The organism is Binatus sp. (SeqCode) (assembly GCF_049584895.1).
Classification (GTDB): domain Bacteria; phylum Desulfobacterota; class Binatia; order Binatales; family Binataceae; genus Binatus.
This window is the reverse complement of sequence record NZ_JBAUYR010000002.1, coordinates 1-17,296: the sequence shown is the minus strand read 5'-3', so window position 1 is coordinate 17,296 and position 17,296 is coordinate 1. Positions and strand designations below refer to the sequence as shown.

Here is a 17,296-nt window from a genome sequence, read left to right as displayed (position 1 = left end):
TCCATCTGCGGGAACTTCACGCTGTAGTCCCAGTGGAAGACGCTTTCGAGGTCGGTGTTAACAATCGTGTGGTCGTGAGCCATTGCGAGAATCCTCCAGATTCATTTCATGGGGCGCCGAGCCGTTCCGCGCGCTCGAGTCCGCCCAGGGCAAAATTTACCGTGATATTTTTCAGTTCCGCATGAGAGAGATCGCGGCTCGCGAGCAACCACGAAATCGCCTGCGAGAGCATTCCGACTGTCAGATGCGCGATCGCGTCTGCGCGCTCGCCGACCGCCGGCGCGAGGTCGTCGCGCAAGTCGTCGATGAACACTTCGTGGACGCGAACCATCAGATCGAGAAACGCGGGGCTGTGGCCGAAGACGATGCGGAAAAGTTCCGGCGCTTCGGCCGCCGCGTCGAGAATAGTGTCAATCGTGATCTTGAGTTTTTCGGCCGGCGTATGGACGCCCGCCTTTGCCTCGGCGAGCTCGCGCCGCAATTCGGCCGCGCCATGCTCGATCAGCTCGATAAAGATTTCGTTCTTGGTTTTGAAGTGCAGGTAGAAGGTGCCGAGGCCAACGTCAGCTTCGGTGGCGATGTCGGCGATGCGTGTCTGATGGTAGCCCTTGCTCGAGATGACGCGCTCGGCCGCCTGGATTAAATCGACGCGCGTTTTTTCACGACGACGATCAAATCGATTCGGCGTATCCGCAGATTGTCGCACAGCTGATCCCATGAGACTGGATTTTAGGCGGAAAATGAATCATGTGTCAATTACGAGTAGACGTTCAGTACTGAATTAGTATTCATAAATGAAATGAGCGTTGTCTGCGCCGAGAAAGGCGGATTCATTGAACAAAGACGTCCTCAACGGCGATTAACCAGAGAACGAAAGGTCGAAAAAGCGCGTTAAAGACACTATGGAGCGTTGGGATCGAGCGACGGACCGGACCCCTCGGGAGGAGCGGCAGATTGATCCGCAGGAGCGCCGGACTGATCGGGCGATTCGTCAGGCGACGGATTCGCCGTTCCCGCATCCTGCGTCGTATCCGGAAGAATAACCGGCTCAGGAAAATCCGACGTGACGTTGCAACACAGTAGATAACTGCTGCCCGCGCGCGGTTGCGCGTTGTACGCCTGCAGGGAACCATCGGCGAGCACCTTGACCGCCTGGTAGCTGATGGAACCGGACGCCCGCTCGATTTGAAAGACGTAGTAGGCTCCGCGGTCCAGCGGCTCCGGGGGCCCTTCGTCGGGAAGAACCTGCGTGAAGTGCGACGGCACCTTCGAGTACTCGACACTCTTGAGCGAATACTTGGCCGCCCCGACGCCGGTGAGTGAGCCAAACGTTCCTTCGTCGGCCTTGAACTCCCAAATGGGAACGCCGCCGTCGAATCGCACCACCGATTCGGTACGCGTCGCGTCGCGCTGATGGTTGGCGATCACTTCGGCTCCGAAAAACTTGATCACGGTCGCGCGTGCGAGGGCGTCGCCCGGACGCCGGTAGCTGATCGCAACGTTGGCGACCGGAGGCGGCAGCGGCTCACCCTCGTTGGCGTTGGCGGCGTCGTCGAGATCGGTCGAGTCGTCGTCGGGATTCCACCATGCCTTAATCTGCGAGCATCCGGATGTCGCCAGTGCCATCGACAGAAGAAGTACAACGGGCAATAACAACAGCCACCGGCGTTCGCGCATCGGACCTCGCTCGAAAATTCTCATCGTCATCCCGATAGCTGAGTCGGGCGGGCAATCGCAATCGCTTTGTAAATCGGCATGTCCATCGAGTAGTCTCTGCGGACTGTGGCAAACCGGAGTTCGAGCGAAAAGATTGGCCTTCGTCCTCTGCTAATCTACGCGCAGGCGCAGACCGGCCTCAACCTGTGCGTGACTCTGATCGGGCTTCACCTGCTCTATTTTTATAGCGATCGGATGGGCCTCTCTCCATCGCTGGCCGGCCTTGCATTCTTCCTCGCGCTGGTGCTGGACGCGGTGACCGATCCGCTGGTCGGCAATATTTCCGATCGCGCGCGTTTCAAGTCAGGACGCCGCCGGCCGTTTTTCTTCGCCGCGATTCCGATGGCGGTCTGCTACTACCTGCTGCTCTCGCCGCCGCGGCTGCACGCAGGCTTGTTCGTATGGTTCTTCGGCTTCTATTTCCTGATGCTCACGTCGCGCAAGATCTACGAGACGGCGTACAGCGCGCTGATGCCCGAGCTCACGCTCGACTACGACGAACGGACCAAGCTCTCGACGTTCCGAATGCTGCTCGGCACCGTCGGCGATATCAGCGGAGCGCTATTGCCGTTCGCGGCTACCTACCTGTTCGCACGCGGCACCGATTTCAAGGTGACCGGCGCAATCTGCGCGGTGGTGGTAGCAGGAGGCGCAATGCTCGCATACACGGGTCTGCGCGAGCGCGCCGAGTTCTCGACGCTCGAGCGCTCGAAGCTGTGGGCGTCGATCAAATCGATTGGGGGCAATCGGCCGTTCATTATTTTGCTGATCGCCACGACGCTGGCGATCATGGCGATCAACATCCCGACCGTGCTGATCCGCTTCCTGGCGAAGTACTGGTATCGCGATGAGAACGCGGCGGCGCGATGGCTAATCGCATACTTCGCCGGCTCGGTCATCTCGTATCCGTTCTGGTTCCGGATCACCGTGCGTTTCGAAAAGAAGCCAGCGTTCGTGGTCGCGATGGTCTGCAACGCGATGGGCTCGCTGCTGTTCATGATGATGACGCCGCAAAGCACCGTCGCGCTCTACCTCTTGATGGCGTTCACGGGATTCTCGGCAATCGGAATCTGGGTCACGCAGATGTCGGCGTCGGCTGACGTAATCGAGTGGGACGAGGAGCGCACCGGCCAGCGCCAGGAAGGCGCGTACGGCGGAATCACCTCGATGTCGATAAAGCTGGCGGTCGCGGTGACGCTGCTGATGGTCGGCCCGGTCTTAAGCTGGGTCGGCTACAAACCCGGCGGCGGCGGAATCACGCCGGCAGCGGGAGAACATCTGCGCGCGCTGTTCGCACTCGGCCCCGCCGCAATCTACCTGCTAAGCGCGCTGGTCTTTTCGCGCTACCCAATCACTCGCGAAAGCCACCGCGCAATGCGCGACCGCCTAGCCGCACGAAGCGCTGCCGCCGAAGCAGAAAAATCGAAGGCCACCGCGTAGCCGCGGCTCCATAGATCATCCGATCTTTCCCACGAGAATGTTCGCGTGGCGCGAAAAGAGAGACATCTAAATTGGACAAGCTGAACAATCCTGCGTCACGTCTCCATGCCCTCCTCACGCACTTGGTCAGGATTCCTCCCAACAATCCTGCTCGGACCTCGTTCGCTAGTGCTCTCGAGGTCAACACAAACGATACTCCTCACCTGCTCGTGCGTCTCGGCGAGATGGCGAAACTGGCAGTTCGCGCGGAAGAGCAAGTCCGAGCGACGCCGCGCTTAGATCCCAATCGATACCTGAGCTGGAAGCCAGAGGTTTGGGCAGCTCTTGGCGCGATATCGCTGGTGGGAGACCTCTCCAGTTTTCTTAAACCGCTTCAAGTGAATGGATTTCAACCTCTTGAACGTCTCCAATATTGTGCCGATGGCTTATCGCGCGAACGGGGAGAGAAAGAACTTGGAGAGGAGGAGCTGAAAGAGATCCAGAAGGAAATCAATGACCTCGAAATTGCGATTCGCCAAAGTGAGATAGACGGCGAGCTTAAGCTTTGTCTGATGGAGCAGCTCAGGCTGATGACGGATGCAATGCGTCAATACCACCTGTTCGGACCAGAACCTCTTCAGCGAGCCGTAAATGAAACCCTAGGGTCTTTGATGCTGAATCCGGAAGCACGACAACGAATGTCAAAAACCCCTTTGGGCGAAAGATTCTGGAAGGTCGTCGGGCGCTTAGCTAATCTGTCTTCGTTCATCGGGAACGGCATTCGAATAGTCGAAACCATCAAAAAATTGTTGCCACCTCTGTAGGACGCGATCTCGGTCAGACCTGTAGTCCACGCTTTGCGCCTCGAAATAAAGTGGGCCGCGGGTTCGATACCGGCGGCCCTCTATCGATCTTATCTTGCTGCGATCAGCCGAGCAGCGATTTCGCCACTGTCTCCCGATGCACCGGGGCGTTGCCGAAATTTGCTTCGCCGGCCAGAGCGCGGCGATGGAACAGGTGCATGTCGTGCTCCCAAGTGAAGCCGATGCCGCCGTGGACCTGGATTGCTTCCGACGTCACGTTCTTTGCCATGTCGGATGCGTACGCTTTCGCCATCGGCACCGCGGTCGCCGCTTCCGCGCCCTTGGTGTCGACGGTCCAGCACGCGTAGTACGTCAGAGAGCGCGCGTTCTCGACCGCGACCATCATGTCGACGCACTTGTGCTTGACCGCCTGGAACGATCCGATCGGCTTGCCGAACTGCACACGCGTCTTGGCATAGTCGACCGACATGTCGAGCGCCTTCTGCGCGGTCCCGACCATCTCGGCCGCGAGTCCCGCGGTTGCGATGTCAAGCGTGCGCCGCAGAATCGGCCATCCCTCGCCTTCCTTGCCGACGAGTTCAGAAGTTTTCACGTTGTCGAACTTCACGTGGCACAGCCGCCGTGTCATATCGACCGTCTTGAGCTGAGTGATGGTGATGCCGGGCGCCTTCGCGCTCATCGCGAGGATCGAGATTCCCTTCTCGCCGCTGCCTCCGGTGCGGACTGCGACCGCCATCCCGTTGGCGACGTGCGCGTCGGGCACGAAAAACTTCTCGCCGGTGATCGTGTATTCGTTGCCGCTCTTGGTCGCCTTGAGCTGGATTCCTTCGGCGTCGAAGCGGCCCGCGGCCTCCGCGATTGCGACGGTGCCGATGAACTCACCTTTCGCCATTCGCGGCAGCAGATCTTTCTTCTGCTGGTCCGAGCCGCCTTCAATCAACAGCGGCGCCGCGAGCAGTGCGGAGGTAAAGAAGGGTCCCGGCACTAGAGCCTTGCCCGCTTCTTCGACGATCACCGTCATGTCGAGGAAGCTGCCGCCTTGTCCGCCGTAGCTTTCAGGGATGAGCAGTCCCGGCCATCCGAGTTCGACCAGCTTTTTCCAGAAGGCGGGGTCGTGGGCGGTCGCGTCCGCCATCATCTGGCGGACATACTTGGTCGGGCAGTTGTCGGCCAGAAAGCGCTTGGCCGCGTCCCGAAGCATCTCTTGTTCTTCAGAAAATCCGAAATCCAACTTACGTGCCTCCGTTTTATCGATGGGGAATCCTGCGGCTTGAAACCGCTCAGATCCATGTTTCAGGTACCATTAAGGCTTTCAAACGTGCAAGCGCCGGGAATGTGGCATTGCCCTATTTTGACTTGGGTGGATCGCCCTTCAACTCATCAGGCGTAATGTCGGGAAACAGACGATAAAGCTCGTTCGAAAATTCGATGGTGCCATGCATGCTCTTGCCGACGAAATGGACACACTTCTTGAATTCTTCATCCGACAAATCGCCGCTCGGAATGTGATGCCGCATGTACTCGACGATTGCGTCAAGACTCGATCGGACGCCGCCCAAAAGGGAATCTATTCTTAGCGCAAAGTCTCTCTTCATGTGTCTGCCTCGTGACGTAGCCTAGGCGTTGACGATAGGAGATTTCAGATTAGGACACTACTCAATTTCGCACTGGCGCTGGTTGCGCGCTTGATTCGCGCGCGTGAACCGCGACAATGATCACCGGATCGGTGAAAAGAATGGAACACAAAGATCTTGTCCGCGAAGAATTCACTCGGCAGGCGAATGACTACGCGACTGCGCCCGCGATTCGCGACGCGGAGCATCTGCGCAAGCTGGTTGAGATTGTCGCGCCGCCGGCCGATGCGCGCGTGCTGGAAGTTGCGACCGGGCCGGGGCATGTCGCGATGGCGTTTGCGGCGGTGTGCCGCGAAGTCGTGGGAATCGATCTCACCGACGCGCCGCTCAAGATTGCCGAGAAGATGCGCGCGGAGCGCGGACTCACCAACGTCAGCTTCCAGAAGGGCGACGTCGAATCGCGGCTGCCGTTCAAGGACGGCGAGTTTGATGTCGTCGTGTGTAGGTTTGCAGTTCATCATTTCGCCGCACCTGAGAAAGTGATTGCCGAGATGGCGCGAGTGTGTCGGGCTGACGGGTTGGTGGCGATCGAGGATTTGATTGCCAGCGAACAGCCGGAGCGCGCGGCCTATTACAATGAGTTCGAACGGTTGCGCGACACTTCGCATACCAATGCGCTCGCGATGAGTGAGTTGATCAAGATGATGGGCGCGGCCGGGCTCGAAATAGTGCGGTTTACGTCGCATGGCTACCGCACTCCAGTCTCGCAGTGGATAAAGGCGGCGGATGCGTCGCCGGAGCGCGCGGCGAAAGCTCTTGCGATGGTCGAGCGCGATGCGGTCGAAGATTTAAGCGGCGCGCGTCCGGTAAGAATCGACGGCGAGATGTATTTCACGTATCGCATCGCGATGCTGGTGACGCGCAAGCTACCACTGCGCGCGGTTTGAGCAGCGTCTGCGCTGTTGTCTTTGTGTCATTCAGAGCGCAGCGAAGAATCCCGGTCTCTCGCAGTGCTGGCGGACGCATCCCTCACGGATTGAGCTCATTGGCGGTCATCGCGATTACACCGTGGTTGGGTGCGTCGGCGGGCGCCGAGAAAGATCCGGGATTCTTCGCTGCGCTCTGAACGACAAAAGGAAAAGCGCACACGCGGCACTCACAGGCTGCGCAAGTTCATCAGCACTATTTTTTCCCCGAGATCAATGCCAAGACGCCGGAGTATTGGAGCAGCGAGGTTTGCTCGGCGAGCGAGCTGATTTCGAAACCGGTGAAAAAGCCGGCGATGGGGACCGGGCCGAGGGCGCGTCTGATGTAGGCGGAATCGTGGCCCGGGATGTTGTAGAGGCCGGCGCCGCGCGAGACGCAATTGAAGTACAGGCCGAAAGCGGGCGGCGTTTGATTGTCGAGGCGGTCGTTCAAATCGTCGAGGGTCGCCTTCAGGTCCTCGCGCGAGCGCTCGGCATCGCGCAGCACGAAACCGATCGTGTCTCCCACTTTGGGCTGGAACGCGACTGCGATAACGCCGTGTTCCTCGCTGGCGCCGACAATGTTGCGCACCACAAATTGTCCGCGCTCAATAGTATCCGCGTTTTCGTACACTGGAATCGCGACGAATATGTACGTGAGCGCGCGGCGCAGGTCGGTGGCCAGGGGCCCGGCGGCTTCCGCGAAGATTTCGTAAGCCGGGCGGCCGTCGAGCTCGATTACGATGTTGTCGCGCGCGGCGGTCACGCGATGCGCCGTGCCGATCAGGCCGCATGCGATACTGTTAGCCAGTGTGAGTTCGAACTCTCCTGAAACAAGCATCCCCGAGACGGCGTTCGAGCTGATCGTGTCGCCGCAGAAAACAAACGTCTCGCCGATTGAGCCGTCTTCGCTCGCGCCGCCGCCGGCAATCGTCACGCCGGGCAATTCAGTTCCGAGAGCTTCGAGCGTCGCCTCTGCTTCGAAGTTGTAAGTATCCGCAAGGAGAATCAGCAGGTTCGATTTGCCGAGCTTCGAGCGTACCGTGGCGGCAACGTCGGACGCGACGCCCGCGGCGCGGCCGCGCAGGGTCGGTACGAAGAATCGTGTTGCACGGATTTCGTCTTCGTTGCCGCCAAATACCAGTACGGCGAGCGCATGGCCGGATTCAGCTTCGGTTTCGCCCGCGATGACGCCCATGCTCGAGCATCCTGCTACTTCGCGTGTGTGCGCTTCGGAAGCCACCGTGCGCAGGATCATCGGATACGCCGCGCCATACGCTGGAGTCGCGAAGCATAGGGCCCCGGTCGCGCGGCTGATTCCCGCCTGCGCGAGCGCGGCTGCCGTCGCCTCGGCAGCGGCGCTGCGCGGATTGCGCGCGGTCGAATAACCAACGCCGCCTCGAATCATCGCAACACCTGCTATTTGCCTCCGAAGATCTTAAGCAATTGTACCATCCGTTGAATTCCGTCGGCGAGTTCCTTCACTCCGACCCGTTCGTTGATGCCGTGAATGCCTTTTCCTTCGGCCGGAAGAACTTCGATCGGAATGAAACCATAGGACACGATTTTTTTCTGGCGAAAATAGTGGCTGTCGGTGAAACCTATGACCATCGAGGGCACGACACTCGCCTGATCGTGAACCCGAGCCAGCGTCTCGATTGCGTTCATCAGCGGCGAGCGCGACGGCGACGAGATCGGCTGAAAGTTCAGGAGCACATCAATCTTGATGCTGTCGTCGGCAATCGCTTTTTTGATGTCGTTCACCACTGTCTTCGAATCGCTGCCCGGCAGCAGCCGGCAATCGATTTCCGCGTACGCCGTCTCGGAAATCACGTTGGTCTTCTGGCTGGCGGACAGCACGGTGGGCGTGATGGTGTCGCGGACCTGCGCGTTCTGGCCCGGATCGGAAACAAACTTCTCCTGAAACGCGGGATTCTTCAGCGCCGAGGCGAGATCGAGCAGCTCCCGCGGCCCGTGATCGAGCTGAGCGATCGAATGATAGTAGTCCTGCACCGGACCGATGACGTGGATGGGCGTCTTGTACTCGCTCAATTTATCCAGCGCACGCACCAGCCGCGTGACCGCCGTTTCCGCAGGCGGATCGGACGCGTGCCCGGCCGGGCCATTGGCAGTGAGCCGTAGCCAGAGGGGAGTCTTCTCGGTGACCGAGACTACGTAGACCTTGCGCTTGTTGTCGGCCAGCGGGTGAATCCCGCCGCCTTCGTTGAGCAGGTAGCCGGCATCGGAGAAGACGCTGGCCTCGTGATCGACGAACCATCCCGCGCCATTCTTGCCCCCTTCTTCCTCGTCGCCGGTGGCGATGAACAAGACGTCGCGATTGAGCAGGATGCCCGCGCGCTTGATCGCGAGCATCGCCATCAGCTCGATGACGCCGGGGCCCTTGTCGTCGATCGCGCCGCGTCCCCAGATTTCCCCGTTCTTGACGAGGCCCGAGAAGGGCGGCACCTGCCATTCCTTGGGATTTGCCGGCACGACGTCCATATGGCTCAACAGGATGATCGACTTGTTATGCTTGCCGATGCCGCGGAGGCGGGCTGCGACGATTCCGCGTCCATGCTGCGGCTCCCAGGTGGTGGCGGGAACGCCGTCGGTGAGAAATTTTTCCTTGAGCATCCGCGCCGCCTCGAGCTCGTTGCCGGGCGGATTGGTGGTGTTGATCTGAATGTACTTAGACAGCAGGTCGGTCGCTTCCTGGGTTACGCGATCCCAATTGATTGGCTGAGGCGGCGGCGCCTCTGTGACGCCCATGGACTCGGCCGGCAGCACATTGGGTGAGCCCGCGGGTGAGGCAGCGAAAGCGGCGCTGGAAATCGCAAGGCAAGCGAGTAGCGAAAAGGCGTTGATAGCGGATGCGTGAGTCATCGAGCGCCGCGGTAAGACTTTAATCACGCCATGAAGCAACACGGTCGCGAGCGCGCCGTCAACCGGCTCGATGGACAAAAGCGAAGTGCGATGAAGGCGCGCAGGCGAGCGTGCCTGCGCCGGACGCGAGGGCGTCTGTCGAGATTCTTCGCTGCAGGAGCTCAGAATGGCGCGTGGGGTCGCTCGCTTTTTTGTGTCATCTTGAAGCGCAGCGAAAGATCTCGCGCACCTGCGCGGTATCTCGTAGGCAGCAACGCACAAAGGCTGAAACCCGTTCGACGGAAGCGAAAGTGGCATCAGTTAATAAAATAAAACCGATGCGGCGCGCGCCGCTGGATGCGCGCGGGGTCAGTCGTGCGCTAAGCGTGCTCAGGCGCGAGGCGCCGTCGTGGAATGCGCCGATTGTGAGTTTTATCGCGGTGCAGCATCGCGATCCGTTTCGGACGCTGATCTCGTGCATCCTGAGTCTGCGCACCAAGGACGCGACTACCGCGGCGGCGTCGGTGCGATTGTTCGATCGCGCGCATACGCCGGATGCGATACTCGCGCTTTCGCCGAAAACGCTCGAGCGGCTTATCTTTCCGGTGGGCTTCTATCGCACCAAGGCGCGGGTTATCCGCGGAATTTGCCGCGACCTGATCGATAAATTCGACGGACGCGTGCCTGACGAGATCGACGCGCTGCTGACGCTCAAGGGCGTCGGGCGCAAGACCGCGAATCTGGTCGTGACCGAGGCGTATGCGAAGCCGGGGATCTGCGTCGATACTCATGTGCATCGCATTTCGAATCGATGGGGCCTGGTGCGCACCAAGACGCCGGACAAGACCGAGGTTGCGCTGCGAGCGGTGCTGCCGTCGAAGCATTGGCTCGAGTACAACGGAATCCTGGTCGCATTCGGCCAGACGATTTGTCATCCGACGTCGCCGTGGTGCTCGCGATGCAAGATCGCGGCGCAGTGCCCGCGGATCGGCGTCGTGCACTCGCGGTGAACGGCCAAAAAAATTCATTGCTCCAGTCGGGCCTGGTGGTAACGTGAGCTTATGGCACAAAAAATTGGATTTGTCGGGTTGGGCGCGATGGGTCTGCCGATGGCGACGAACTTGCTCGCCGCGGGATTCCATCTGACGGTTTACAATCGGACCGCGTCGAAGGCCGAGCCTCTCGTTGCGAAAGGTGCGCTTCGCGCGGATCGCGCGGGCGACGTCGCGCAGCCTGGAGGGATCGTCGTCTCGATGCTCGCCGATGACGCCGCGGTCAAGGCACTGGTTACTGGTCCGGATGCGATCGCCGAGCATCTCGCGCCCGACGGAATTCATATCTCGATGAGTACCGTCTCGCCGGCGACTACGCGCGAGTTGGCCGCGTATCACGCGTCGCATGGGAGCGTGATGGTTGCGGCGCCGGTGTTCGGGCGGCCGACGGCGGCACAGGCGAAGCAGTTGAAGATCTGCGTTTCGGGGCCTGCTGAAGCCAAAACCAAAGTGAAACCGATCCTCGAGGCGATGGGCGATGCGATATTCGACTTTGGCGACAACGTTGGCTCGGCGAACGTGGTGAAGCTCGCGGGCAACTTCATGATCGCAGCGGCGATGGAGGCGATGGGCGAGGCATCCGCGATGATGCGCAAAAGCGGCGTCGATCCGTCCGCCGCACTCGAGATGCTGACGAAGACGCTGTTCGCGGCGCCGGTGTACCAGGGCTATGGCGCGATCATTTCGCATGGACGGTTCAGCCCGCCGGGTTTTCGGCTGCCGCTCGGACTCAAGGATATGAACCTCGTGCTTCAGAACGCCTCGGAGGTGACGGCGCCGATGCCGACGGCGAGCCTGCTGCACGATCGGTTCGTTTCGGCGATTGCGAAGGGACGTGCCGACCTGGACTGGTCCGCGATCGCTCTGGGAGCGGCCGACGACGCTGGCCTCAAGGAATCGCGCTAAAGAATTTATCCGGACTCGCGTGAAGAAATATGTCCGACACATTTTAGCGATCGCTGTAACTATCGGCCCATTACTCGCGGGCGCGCGTCCGTCGCAAGCGATCGATTTCTACGAAATTCAGATTTACGACACGGGCACGGCGCCAGTCGGGCATCTGACGCTCGAACTTCACTCGAACACGATCACGACCGCCACCGGGCAGCTGGCGAAAAGCCAGATGGACGTTTACCAGGTACACGAAACAGTCGAAGGCACCTACGGAGTTCTGCGCTGGCTCGAGGTCGGCCAGTATTTCTGCACTGCGAAGCTCTCGAACGGCGACTACGAATATTCGGGCTCACGTACCAAGGTCCATTTCGGAATCCCGCAGACCTTCGAGTGGCCGGTGCAATTCGGCGGAAATATCGAGCTCGACTACATGAGGCATGCGGCCGAGGAGAATCCCCTGACGCTGGAGCTGCGGCCGATCGCGGGCGCGAACTACAAAAATTTTCGGCTGGTGACGGACTTCGCGTTCATAGATCCATTCAGCGGTCCCGGCGCGCACCGCGGAATGCAATTCGATCCGTCGGGCATGCTGGTCTACAAGCTCAACGACTGGCTTTCGCCAGCGCTCGAATACTACGGCGATATGGGATCGATTCAGCCGCTGGCGAAGGTGCAGGAGCAGCAGCATTTCATTGTGCCGACGCTGAATTTCGATTTTATCCCGCAGCTCGAGCTCAATCTGGGCGTGGGGATCGGCGTGACTCGCGCAAGTAACGGAATCTTTCTCAAGTCGATTGTCGGATGGACGTTCTGACCTGACCAACAGTCGCGGTCACCGGAGATTTATCGTTGCTTGAGTAGATGCGCTAAACTATTGTCGATCTACGCGCTTGGCGCATTTGATGTCGTTTCCCTCACAAGACAGGCGAGCTGACGAGAAACTCAGGCAAATTCTGGGCCGGGTAGGTTCGGTTCGGGCGCGACTGAACTCGCTGGCATTGCAGCACGCGATTTTCTACACCCTCGCGATCGCAATTGCGGCCGGCGCCGCCGTTTTCGCGATGGCATATTTGCTGACGCCGCTCGCTTTCCTGGTTGGCGGTGCGGCGCTGGTGGTCGTCGCGATAATAGGTATCGCGAGCGCCGCCTCGGCCGGATGGCAAATGCGTACGAGCGCGGTGAAGGCAGCCGCAATTGCCGACGATCGCGCGGAGCTGAAGGGACGGCTCTCGACAATCGTCGCGCTCAAGGACACCGGAAGCCGCGGCCCGTTGTGGTCGTACCTGGTCGAGGACACGCTCGGGCATCACGATGAATTCTCAGTCTCGAAGATCGAGCGTCGTCGCGTATCGCGCGCGGTCTATCCGTTGGCGGGAGCAATCGTGCTGGCGGCGCTCGCATTTCCCATTTCAAAAATCAAGCGTCCGCCGGTGATCACTCCGGGCAACGGGCAGGACGATCTCACGGTCGATCTCGACGATTTGCATGTAAGGCCCGCCGAACCGGGCGATGAAAACGGGATGCAGGTTACCGCAGACGCTGCGACCATGCGCCGGCTCCAGGAGAAGCTCGCTCGCGAAGGTGCGGGCGGCGGAGATGCCACCGGTAGTTCGCTGAATCAGCTGATGAATCGCGCGCGTGACATGGCCGGGAATCTGCAAAACAAGCTCACCGGGCAGCAGGCGGCCTCGAAGCAGCGGCTCAACCTGCGGCTGGCCGACGCGGGACGCGATCAGGATCAAAATGAAATTCATCGCGCGCCCGATGCGCAGAAGAATCGGCACGGCGAGGTTGCAGGACAGTTCCAACAAGACCAGCCGAAGTCCAACCACGCGCTCGATTTGCCACCGGAAGACGATTCGCGCCAGCCGAATTCGTGGCCTTCGCCGGGCGGCCGGGGTGCGGCGAGCGTCGAGTCCAACGCCGGCGTCGACAATCCCAACAAGGACGACAATGCCGCCGATCGCAATATCCAGCAGAGCGGTGAGAACAGCAGCAACGGCGGCTCGGCGCATGGAATCGGCGCCGATCCCGACAGTCTGTTCGGTGCGCCCGCGGCGTCGAAGCTGGGCAACGAGGGATTTGAGATTGCAATCGAGGCGCGGCCCGTCGATCACGGCGCGAAGGGCGCCGGTCACGCGTACGTGCCGCCCAAAGTGCGCACTCCTCTCAGCGTGAACCAGGAGCCGGACGAGCCGGTGGCGCGCGCCGCAGTGCCGGCCGACGATCGAACTACAATCAAGCGGGTATTCGAACGATGAGCGACGTACAGGCGGAAACGCCAACAGTGGCGGATTTCGCCCGGACGTTTCGGCGGATTCAGGCCGAGATCCATAAATCTATCATTGGTCACGAGCAGGCGGTCGAGGAATTGCTCTCGGCACTGTTCGCGGGCGGTCACGTTCTGATCGAAGGTGTGCCCGGCACCGGCAAGACCACGCTGGTCAAGACGCTGGGGCTCGCGCTCAATCTTAGCTTCAACCGAATTCAGTTCACCGTCGACCTGATGCCGGCGGATATCACCGGGACACGCGTGATCCTCTCGGGCGAGGACGGTCGTCGCGAGTTCACCTTTCAGCCGGGGCCCGCGTTCTGCCATATCCTGCTCGGCGACGAGATCAATCGCGCGACGCCGAAGACGCAGTCCGCGTTGCTCGAGGCGATGGCCGAGCTGCAAGTGACTGTGTCAGGCACGACCTACCGCCTAAAGCCGCCATACTTCGTGATGGCCACGCTGAATCCGATCGAGATGGAGGGCACCTATCCGCTGCCCGAGGCGCAGCTCGATCGCTTCCTGTTCAAAGTCCGGCTGAACTATCCCGACGAAACCGAACTGACGCGAATTATCTCGTCGACCACCGGCCCCGAAGACGCGGGCATCGAGCCTATCTTCCACGCGGCCGAAGCCGCCGATCATGTTGAAGGCCTCAAGCGGCTGGTGCGCGAAGTGATGGCCGCACCCGCGATGGAGACTTACGCGGCGCGGCTGGTGCGTGCGACGCAGCCGCAGAACTCGCGCTTCGTGACCGACGAGGCCAAGGCGGTGCACGACGAGATGGTCAATCGCTACGTGATGTTCGGCTCGAGTCCGCGCGGCGCGCAGGCGTTGATTCTCGGCGCCAAGGTGCGTGCGCTGCTCGACGGGCGCGCCAATATCGCGCGTGAAGATATCGAGCACGTCGCGGTCGCTGCGCTGGCCCATCGCATAATGCTCAACTACGCCGCGCTATCCGACGGAATCGACGCCGCGCACATTGTCGAGCGCGTCATCAAGTCGGTTCGCGCTGCGAAAGTATAGGCGGTCGACGATGCTCGAGGCACGCGCTTTCGAGCCCGAATATTTGCGCAAGTTGGACCGGCTGGTGCTGGGCATCAAGCGCGCCCGCACCGTCCGCGCCGGCCAGCGCGCTCTCGGCCGCGTCCAGGGTCTCGGAATCGAGCCGGAAAATTACAAGGATTACGCGCCCGGCGACGATTTGCGCTTCCTCGACTGGAACGCGTTCGCGCGCCTCGACGAACTGATGCTGCGAACGTATCGCGCCGACCGGCAGGTCGAGGTCACCTCGCTAATCGACGCGAGCGCGTCGATGGGATTGCCCGAGCGCGACGACAAGCTCGGGCTCGCGCTGGCGATCGGCGCGTCGCTCGCGTACATCGGGATGGCTGACAACGACGCGGTGCGAATCGGCGCGTTCGCGATGCATCGCGGGTCGATGAAGCTCGAGGCGACGCCGTTTCATCGCCGCCGCGAGTCGTACCTCAATTTCAAATCGTTCGTGACGTCGGTGAGAGCGGGCGGCGAGACACGATTGGGCGCAGTCGTTGACGAATTGCTGCTTCAGCGCCGGCCGGCCGGGACAGTCGTCGTCATTTCGGATTTTCTCGTGAACGAACTCGACATCGAAGATGCGCTCAAGCGGCTGGTGGCCGCACGCCACGACGTAAAAGTAATCCACGTGATGGGCGAGCAGGAGAGCAGTGCCGCGTATCCGCCGGGGCTCTATCGCATTCGTGATGCGGAGACCGGTGAAGTCCGCGAAACGGTGCTCGGCCCGACGATGATCGCGGCGATTAGGCGCAAGGTTGAAAAGATCGTCGCGCATCTGCGTCAAATCTGCACGTCGCACGCGATTACGTACGCGCAGGCGTTCGGCGCGGGCAACCTGGATAGTTTTATGGAACGCGAACTGCCGCTGCTCGGAATTGTGAGATAGCCGTGGGCTTCCTGAATCCGCAGAACATCATTTATGGCCTCAGCCTCGCGCTGCTGGTGCTGATTTATCTGCGATCGAGATCGCGTCCGACGATCGAAGTGTCGAGCCTGATGCTTTTCGACGAGGCGCCCGCTCCGGTTGCGAGCGTTCGTCAAGTGCGGCTCGACCCGCTGTTCTGGCTCGAGATGGCGACGCTGGCAGCATTGACGCTCGCGATCGCTGGACTGTACGTGATGCGACCGCCGTCGCCCGGTCACGGCCGCAGCCACGCGCTGGTGTTCGATCTCGGCGCCGGGATGAGCGCGCACGACGGCTCCGGCACACGGCTGGACCAGGCGCGTCACGACGCCCTGGAAATAATCGATCAAGCTCCGATTGGCGACGAGTTCAGCGTGATCGCATACGCACTCGAAGCGCAGGTGCGGCATCCGCAGACGGCGAACCGGGCCGATTTGCGCAAGGCGCTCGACGATCTGGTTCCGATGGCGGTACCCGCGCGCACGGCGGCTCTCAGAGCGGCACTGATTCGAGCGCATGGCGCGTCGGAAATCGATCTGTTCGCGGACCGTCCGCCCGCGCCCGCGATTCTTGCAGACGCCGCCTCGACCGCGCGGGTCAATTTCCACCAGGTTGGCTCCGGCGATTCCAACCTGGCGATCGTGTCGCTCGATCCCGGCATCCCCGGGTCGACGCGCGGCCGCACCGTGATTCGCAACTTCTCCGCGCGGCCTCATCCAGCGGAACTGGCAATCGATCTCGGTGACGCCGAGGAGTTTCATCAGACCATGATGCTCGCGCCGCGCGAACAGATTCTGGCGTCGTTCGGACCGCTCAAGACGGGCGGTTTGCTGCATGCGCGAATTCTGACCGCCGATGCGATCGACGCAGACAATAGCCGCTACGCGTATGCGCCGTCCGATGTCGCGGCGCGCGTGCTGGTGCTTTCGCCCGACGCCGCGGTGCGCGACGATATCGCGCGCGTGTTGCTCGCGGTCAACTCGAATTTCCAGATCGAGACCGCCGATCCCTCTAAATACGTTCCGCAATCGAACGCAGCCGCCGCGAACGCGAAGCCGCTCGAGCTAGCTGTGATGCACGACTGCTATTTGCCGGCGGTCAAGGCGGCGTCCACGCTCCTCATATATCCGCCGGATGCGACGAAGAGTTCGCCGTACGCAGCCGGCGTGGGAATCTCCGTCAGTGGGACGATTGCGAACGCCGATATTCGTAATGACTCGATGGGCCAATCGCCCGCGACGGAATCTCTGACGCTGGGCGCGACCCGAATCGTCGCAATTCCCGAATGGATGGATCTGATCGCCACCGCTGCGGGCCCCGGCCATCCGTCGATTCCGATCGCCGCGATCGGTCGCGCGACCAGCGGTCCCGTCGGCGTACTCGCCTTCGACGTACGCGATCACCTGCTGCTCGCGCCTGACCATCTCGACGCGCTGGTGCTGACCGTCGATCTCATGAAGCAACTCACCGCGCCGCGCGATATTTTCATCGTCGCGACCGGCTCCGATGTGAGCGTGCCTGCGAATGGAACGGCGCGCGTTACCCAGCCCGACGCAAGCGTGCGTACAATTGCTGCCGACAAATGGGGCCGCGTGCGAATCCGTCCGCTGCAGGCTGGACGCTACACCCTCGAATCCGGCGGCGTGACCACGCAGGTGCTCGCCAACTACTACGACGCGACCGAGTCCGACCTCGTCGCAAAACCGCAGGCCGAGGCGGGCGCTCCGGTCGGAAAAGCCGCGGCGATTGCGAACCTGC

At 61.1% G+C, this 17,296-nt stretch carries 16 protein-coding genes; 10 read left to right on the top strand and 6 right to left on the bottom strand.

Translation table 11 applies throughout. From position 1 onward, the window contains the following. Positions 1-106 precede the first annotated feature (106 nt). Together WB650_RS00640 and WB650_RS00635 are read right to left on the bottom strand one after the other, a co-directional pair. On the bottom strand, positions 107-706 hold the full coding sequence (locus WB650_RS00640; RefSeq protein ID WP_423959032.1) for a TetR/AcrR family transcriptional regulator: 600 nt from the start codon (positions 704-706) through the stop codon (positions 107-109). 194 nt (positions 707-900) lie between these two features. Beyond that, on the bottom strand, positions 901-1,626 hold the full coding sequence (locus tag WB650_RS00635) for a hypothetical protein (RefSeq protein WP_422307052.1): 726 nt from the start codon (positions 1,624-1,626) through the stop codon (positions 901-903). A 156-nt stretch (positions 1,627-1,782) separates the two neighbouring features. On the opposite strand from WB650_RS00635, the gene WB650_RS00630 reads away from it, so the two are divergent. Both WB650_RS00630 and WB650_RS00625 read left to right on the top strand, forming a co-directional pair. Further along, on the top strand, positions 1,783-3,156 hold the full coding sequence (locus WB650_RS00630) for an MFS transporter (protein WP_422307054.1): 1,374 nt from the start codon (positions 1,783-1,785) through the stop codon (positions 3,154-3,156). Between the two features lie 71 nt (positions 3,157-3,227). Next, positions 3,228-3,959: a hypothetical protein gene (locus WB650_RS00625; protein WP_422307056.1), complete on the top strand. Its 732-nt coding sequence runs from the start codon at positions 3,228-3,230 to the stop codon at positions 3,957-3,959. A gap of 103 nt (positions 3,960-4,062) precedes the next feature. Here WB650_RS00625 and WB650_RS00620 read toward each other — a convergent pair whose 3' ends face one another. Both WB650_RS00620 and WB650_RS00615 read right to left on the bottom strand, forming a co-directional pair. Beyond that, the gene (locus WB650_RS00620; protein WP_423959030.1) at positions 4,063-5,190 is read right to left on the bottom strand and encodes an acyl-CoA dehydrogenase family protein; all 1,128 of its coding nucleotides are present in this window, start codon (positions 5,188-5,190) and stop codon (positions 4,063-4,065) included. Between the two features lie 115 nt (positions 5,191-5,305). After that, positions 5,306-5,554, bottom strand: coding sequence for a hypothetical protein (locus tag WB650_RS00615; protein WP_422300734.1), 249 nt, complete (start codon positions 5,552-5,554; stop codon positions 5,306-5,308). Positions 5,555-5,694: 140 nt separating this feature from the next. Between WB650_RS00615 and WB650_RS00610 the strand changes: the two genes are divergently transcribed. After that, complete coding sequence (locus WB650_RS00610; protein WP_422300733.1) at positions 5,695-6,480, top strand: class I SAM-dependent methyltransferase; 786 nt, start codon at positions 5,695-5,697, stop codon at positions 6,478-6,480. A gap of 235 nt (positions 6,481-6,715) precedes the next feature. On the opposite strand, the gene WB650_RS00605 is transcribed toward WB650_RS00610, so the two are convergent. Then, a complete protein-coding gene (locus WB650_RS00605) occupies positions 6,716-7,906 on the bottom strand; it encodes an FIST N-terminal domain-containing protein (RefSeq protein ID WP_422300732.1) in 1,191 nt (396 codons plus the stop codon). Between the two features lie 11 nt (positions 7,907-7,917). Next, on the bottom strand, positions 7,918-9,381 hold the full coding sequence (locus WB650_RS00600) for a M20/M25/M40 family metallo-hydrolase (RefSeq protein WP_423959028.1): 1,464 nt from the start codon (positions 9,379-9,381) through the stop codon (positions 7,918-7,920). A 290-nt stretch (positions 9,382-9,671) separates the two neighbouring features. On the opposite strand from WB650_RS00600, the gene WB650_RS00595 reads away from it, so the two are divergent. From WB650_RS00595 to WB650_RS00565, 7 genes are all read left to right on the top strand, one after another. Continuing rightward, on the top strand, positions 9,672-10,370 hold the full coding sequence (locus tag WB650_RS00595) for an endonuclease III domain-containing protein (RefSeq protein ID WP_422300730.1): 699 nt from the start codon (positions 9,672-9,674) through the stop codon (positions 10,368-10,370). Positions 10,371-10,421: 51 nt separating this feature from the next. Further along, a complete protein-coding gene (locus WB650_RS00590; RefSeq protein ID WP_422300729.1) occupies positions 10,422-11,318 on the top strand; it encodes an NAD(P)-dependent oxidoreductase in 897 nt (298 codons plus the stop codon). Between the two features lie 19 nt (positions 11,319-11,337). Then, entirely contained in the window at positions 11,338-12,120 is a 783-nt protein-coding gene (locus tag WB650_RS00585; protein WP_422300728.1) for a hypothetical protein, read from the top strand. Positions 12,121-12,304: 184 nt separating this feature from the next. Further along, complete coding sequence (locus tag WB650_RS00580) at positions 12,305-13,567, top strand: hypothetical protein (protein ID WP_422300727.1); 1,263 nt, start codon at positions 12,305-12,307, stop codon at positions 13,565-13,567. Next, complete coding sequence (locus tag WB650_RS00575; protein WP_422300726.1) at positions 13,564-14,604, top strand: AAA family ATPase; 1,041 nt, start codon at positions 13,564-13,566, stop codon at positions 14,602-14,604. Before WB650_RS00580 ends, WB650_RS00575 begins: the two co-directional genes overlap by 4 nt. Before the next feature lie 10 nt (positions 14,605-14,614). Continuing rightward, positions 14,615-15,520 carry a DUF58 domain-containing protein gene (locus tag WB650_RS00570; RefSeq protein ID WP_422300725.1) on the top strand — a complete coding sequence of 302 codons (906 nt, stop codon included), beginning with the start codon at positions 14,615-14,617 and terminating at the stop codon, positions 15,518-15,520. Between the two features lie 2 nt (positions 15,521-15,522). Further along, positions 15,523-17,296: BatA domain-containing protein (locus tag WB650_RS00565; RefSeq protein ID WP_423959024.1), on the top strand; the 1,774-nt coding region annotated here is incomplete at its 3' end.

Bases quoted from the DNA above. Each gene is read 5' to 3' on its own strand.
- WB650_RS00635 (WP_422307052.1), bottom strand. From the start codon at position 1,626: ATGGCACTGGCGACATCCGGATGCTCGCAGATTAAGGCATGGTGGAAT.
- WB650_RS00605 (WP_422300732.1), bottom strand. From the start codon at position 7,906: ATGATTCGAGGCGGCGTTGGTTATTCGACCGCGCGCAATCCGCGCAGC.
- WB650_RS00590 (WP_422300729.1), top strand. From the start codon at position 10,422: ATGGCACAAAAAATTGGATTTGTCGGGTTGGGCGCGATGGGTCTGCCG.
- WB650_RS00600 (WP_423959028.1), bottom strand. From the start codon at position 9,381: ATGACTCACGCATCCGCTATCAACGCCTTTTCGCTACTCGCTTGCCTT.
- WB650_RS00615 (WP_422300734.1), bottom strand. From the start codon at position 5,554: ATGAAGAGAGACTTTGCGCTAAGAATAGATTCCCTTTTGGGCGGCGTC.
- WB650_RS00610 (WP_422300733.1), top strand. From the start codon at position 5,695: ATGGAACACAAAGATCTTGTCCGCGAAGAATTCACTCGGCAGGCGAAT.
- WB650_RS00570 (WP_422300725.1), top strand. From the start codon at position 14,615: ATGCTCGAGGCACGCGCTTTCGAGCCCGAATATTTGCGCAAGTTGGAC.
- WB650_RS00575 (WP_422300726.1), top strand. From the start codon at position 13,564: ATGAGCGACGTACAGGCGGAAACGCCAACAGTGGCGGATTTCGCCCGG.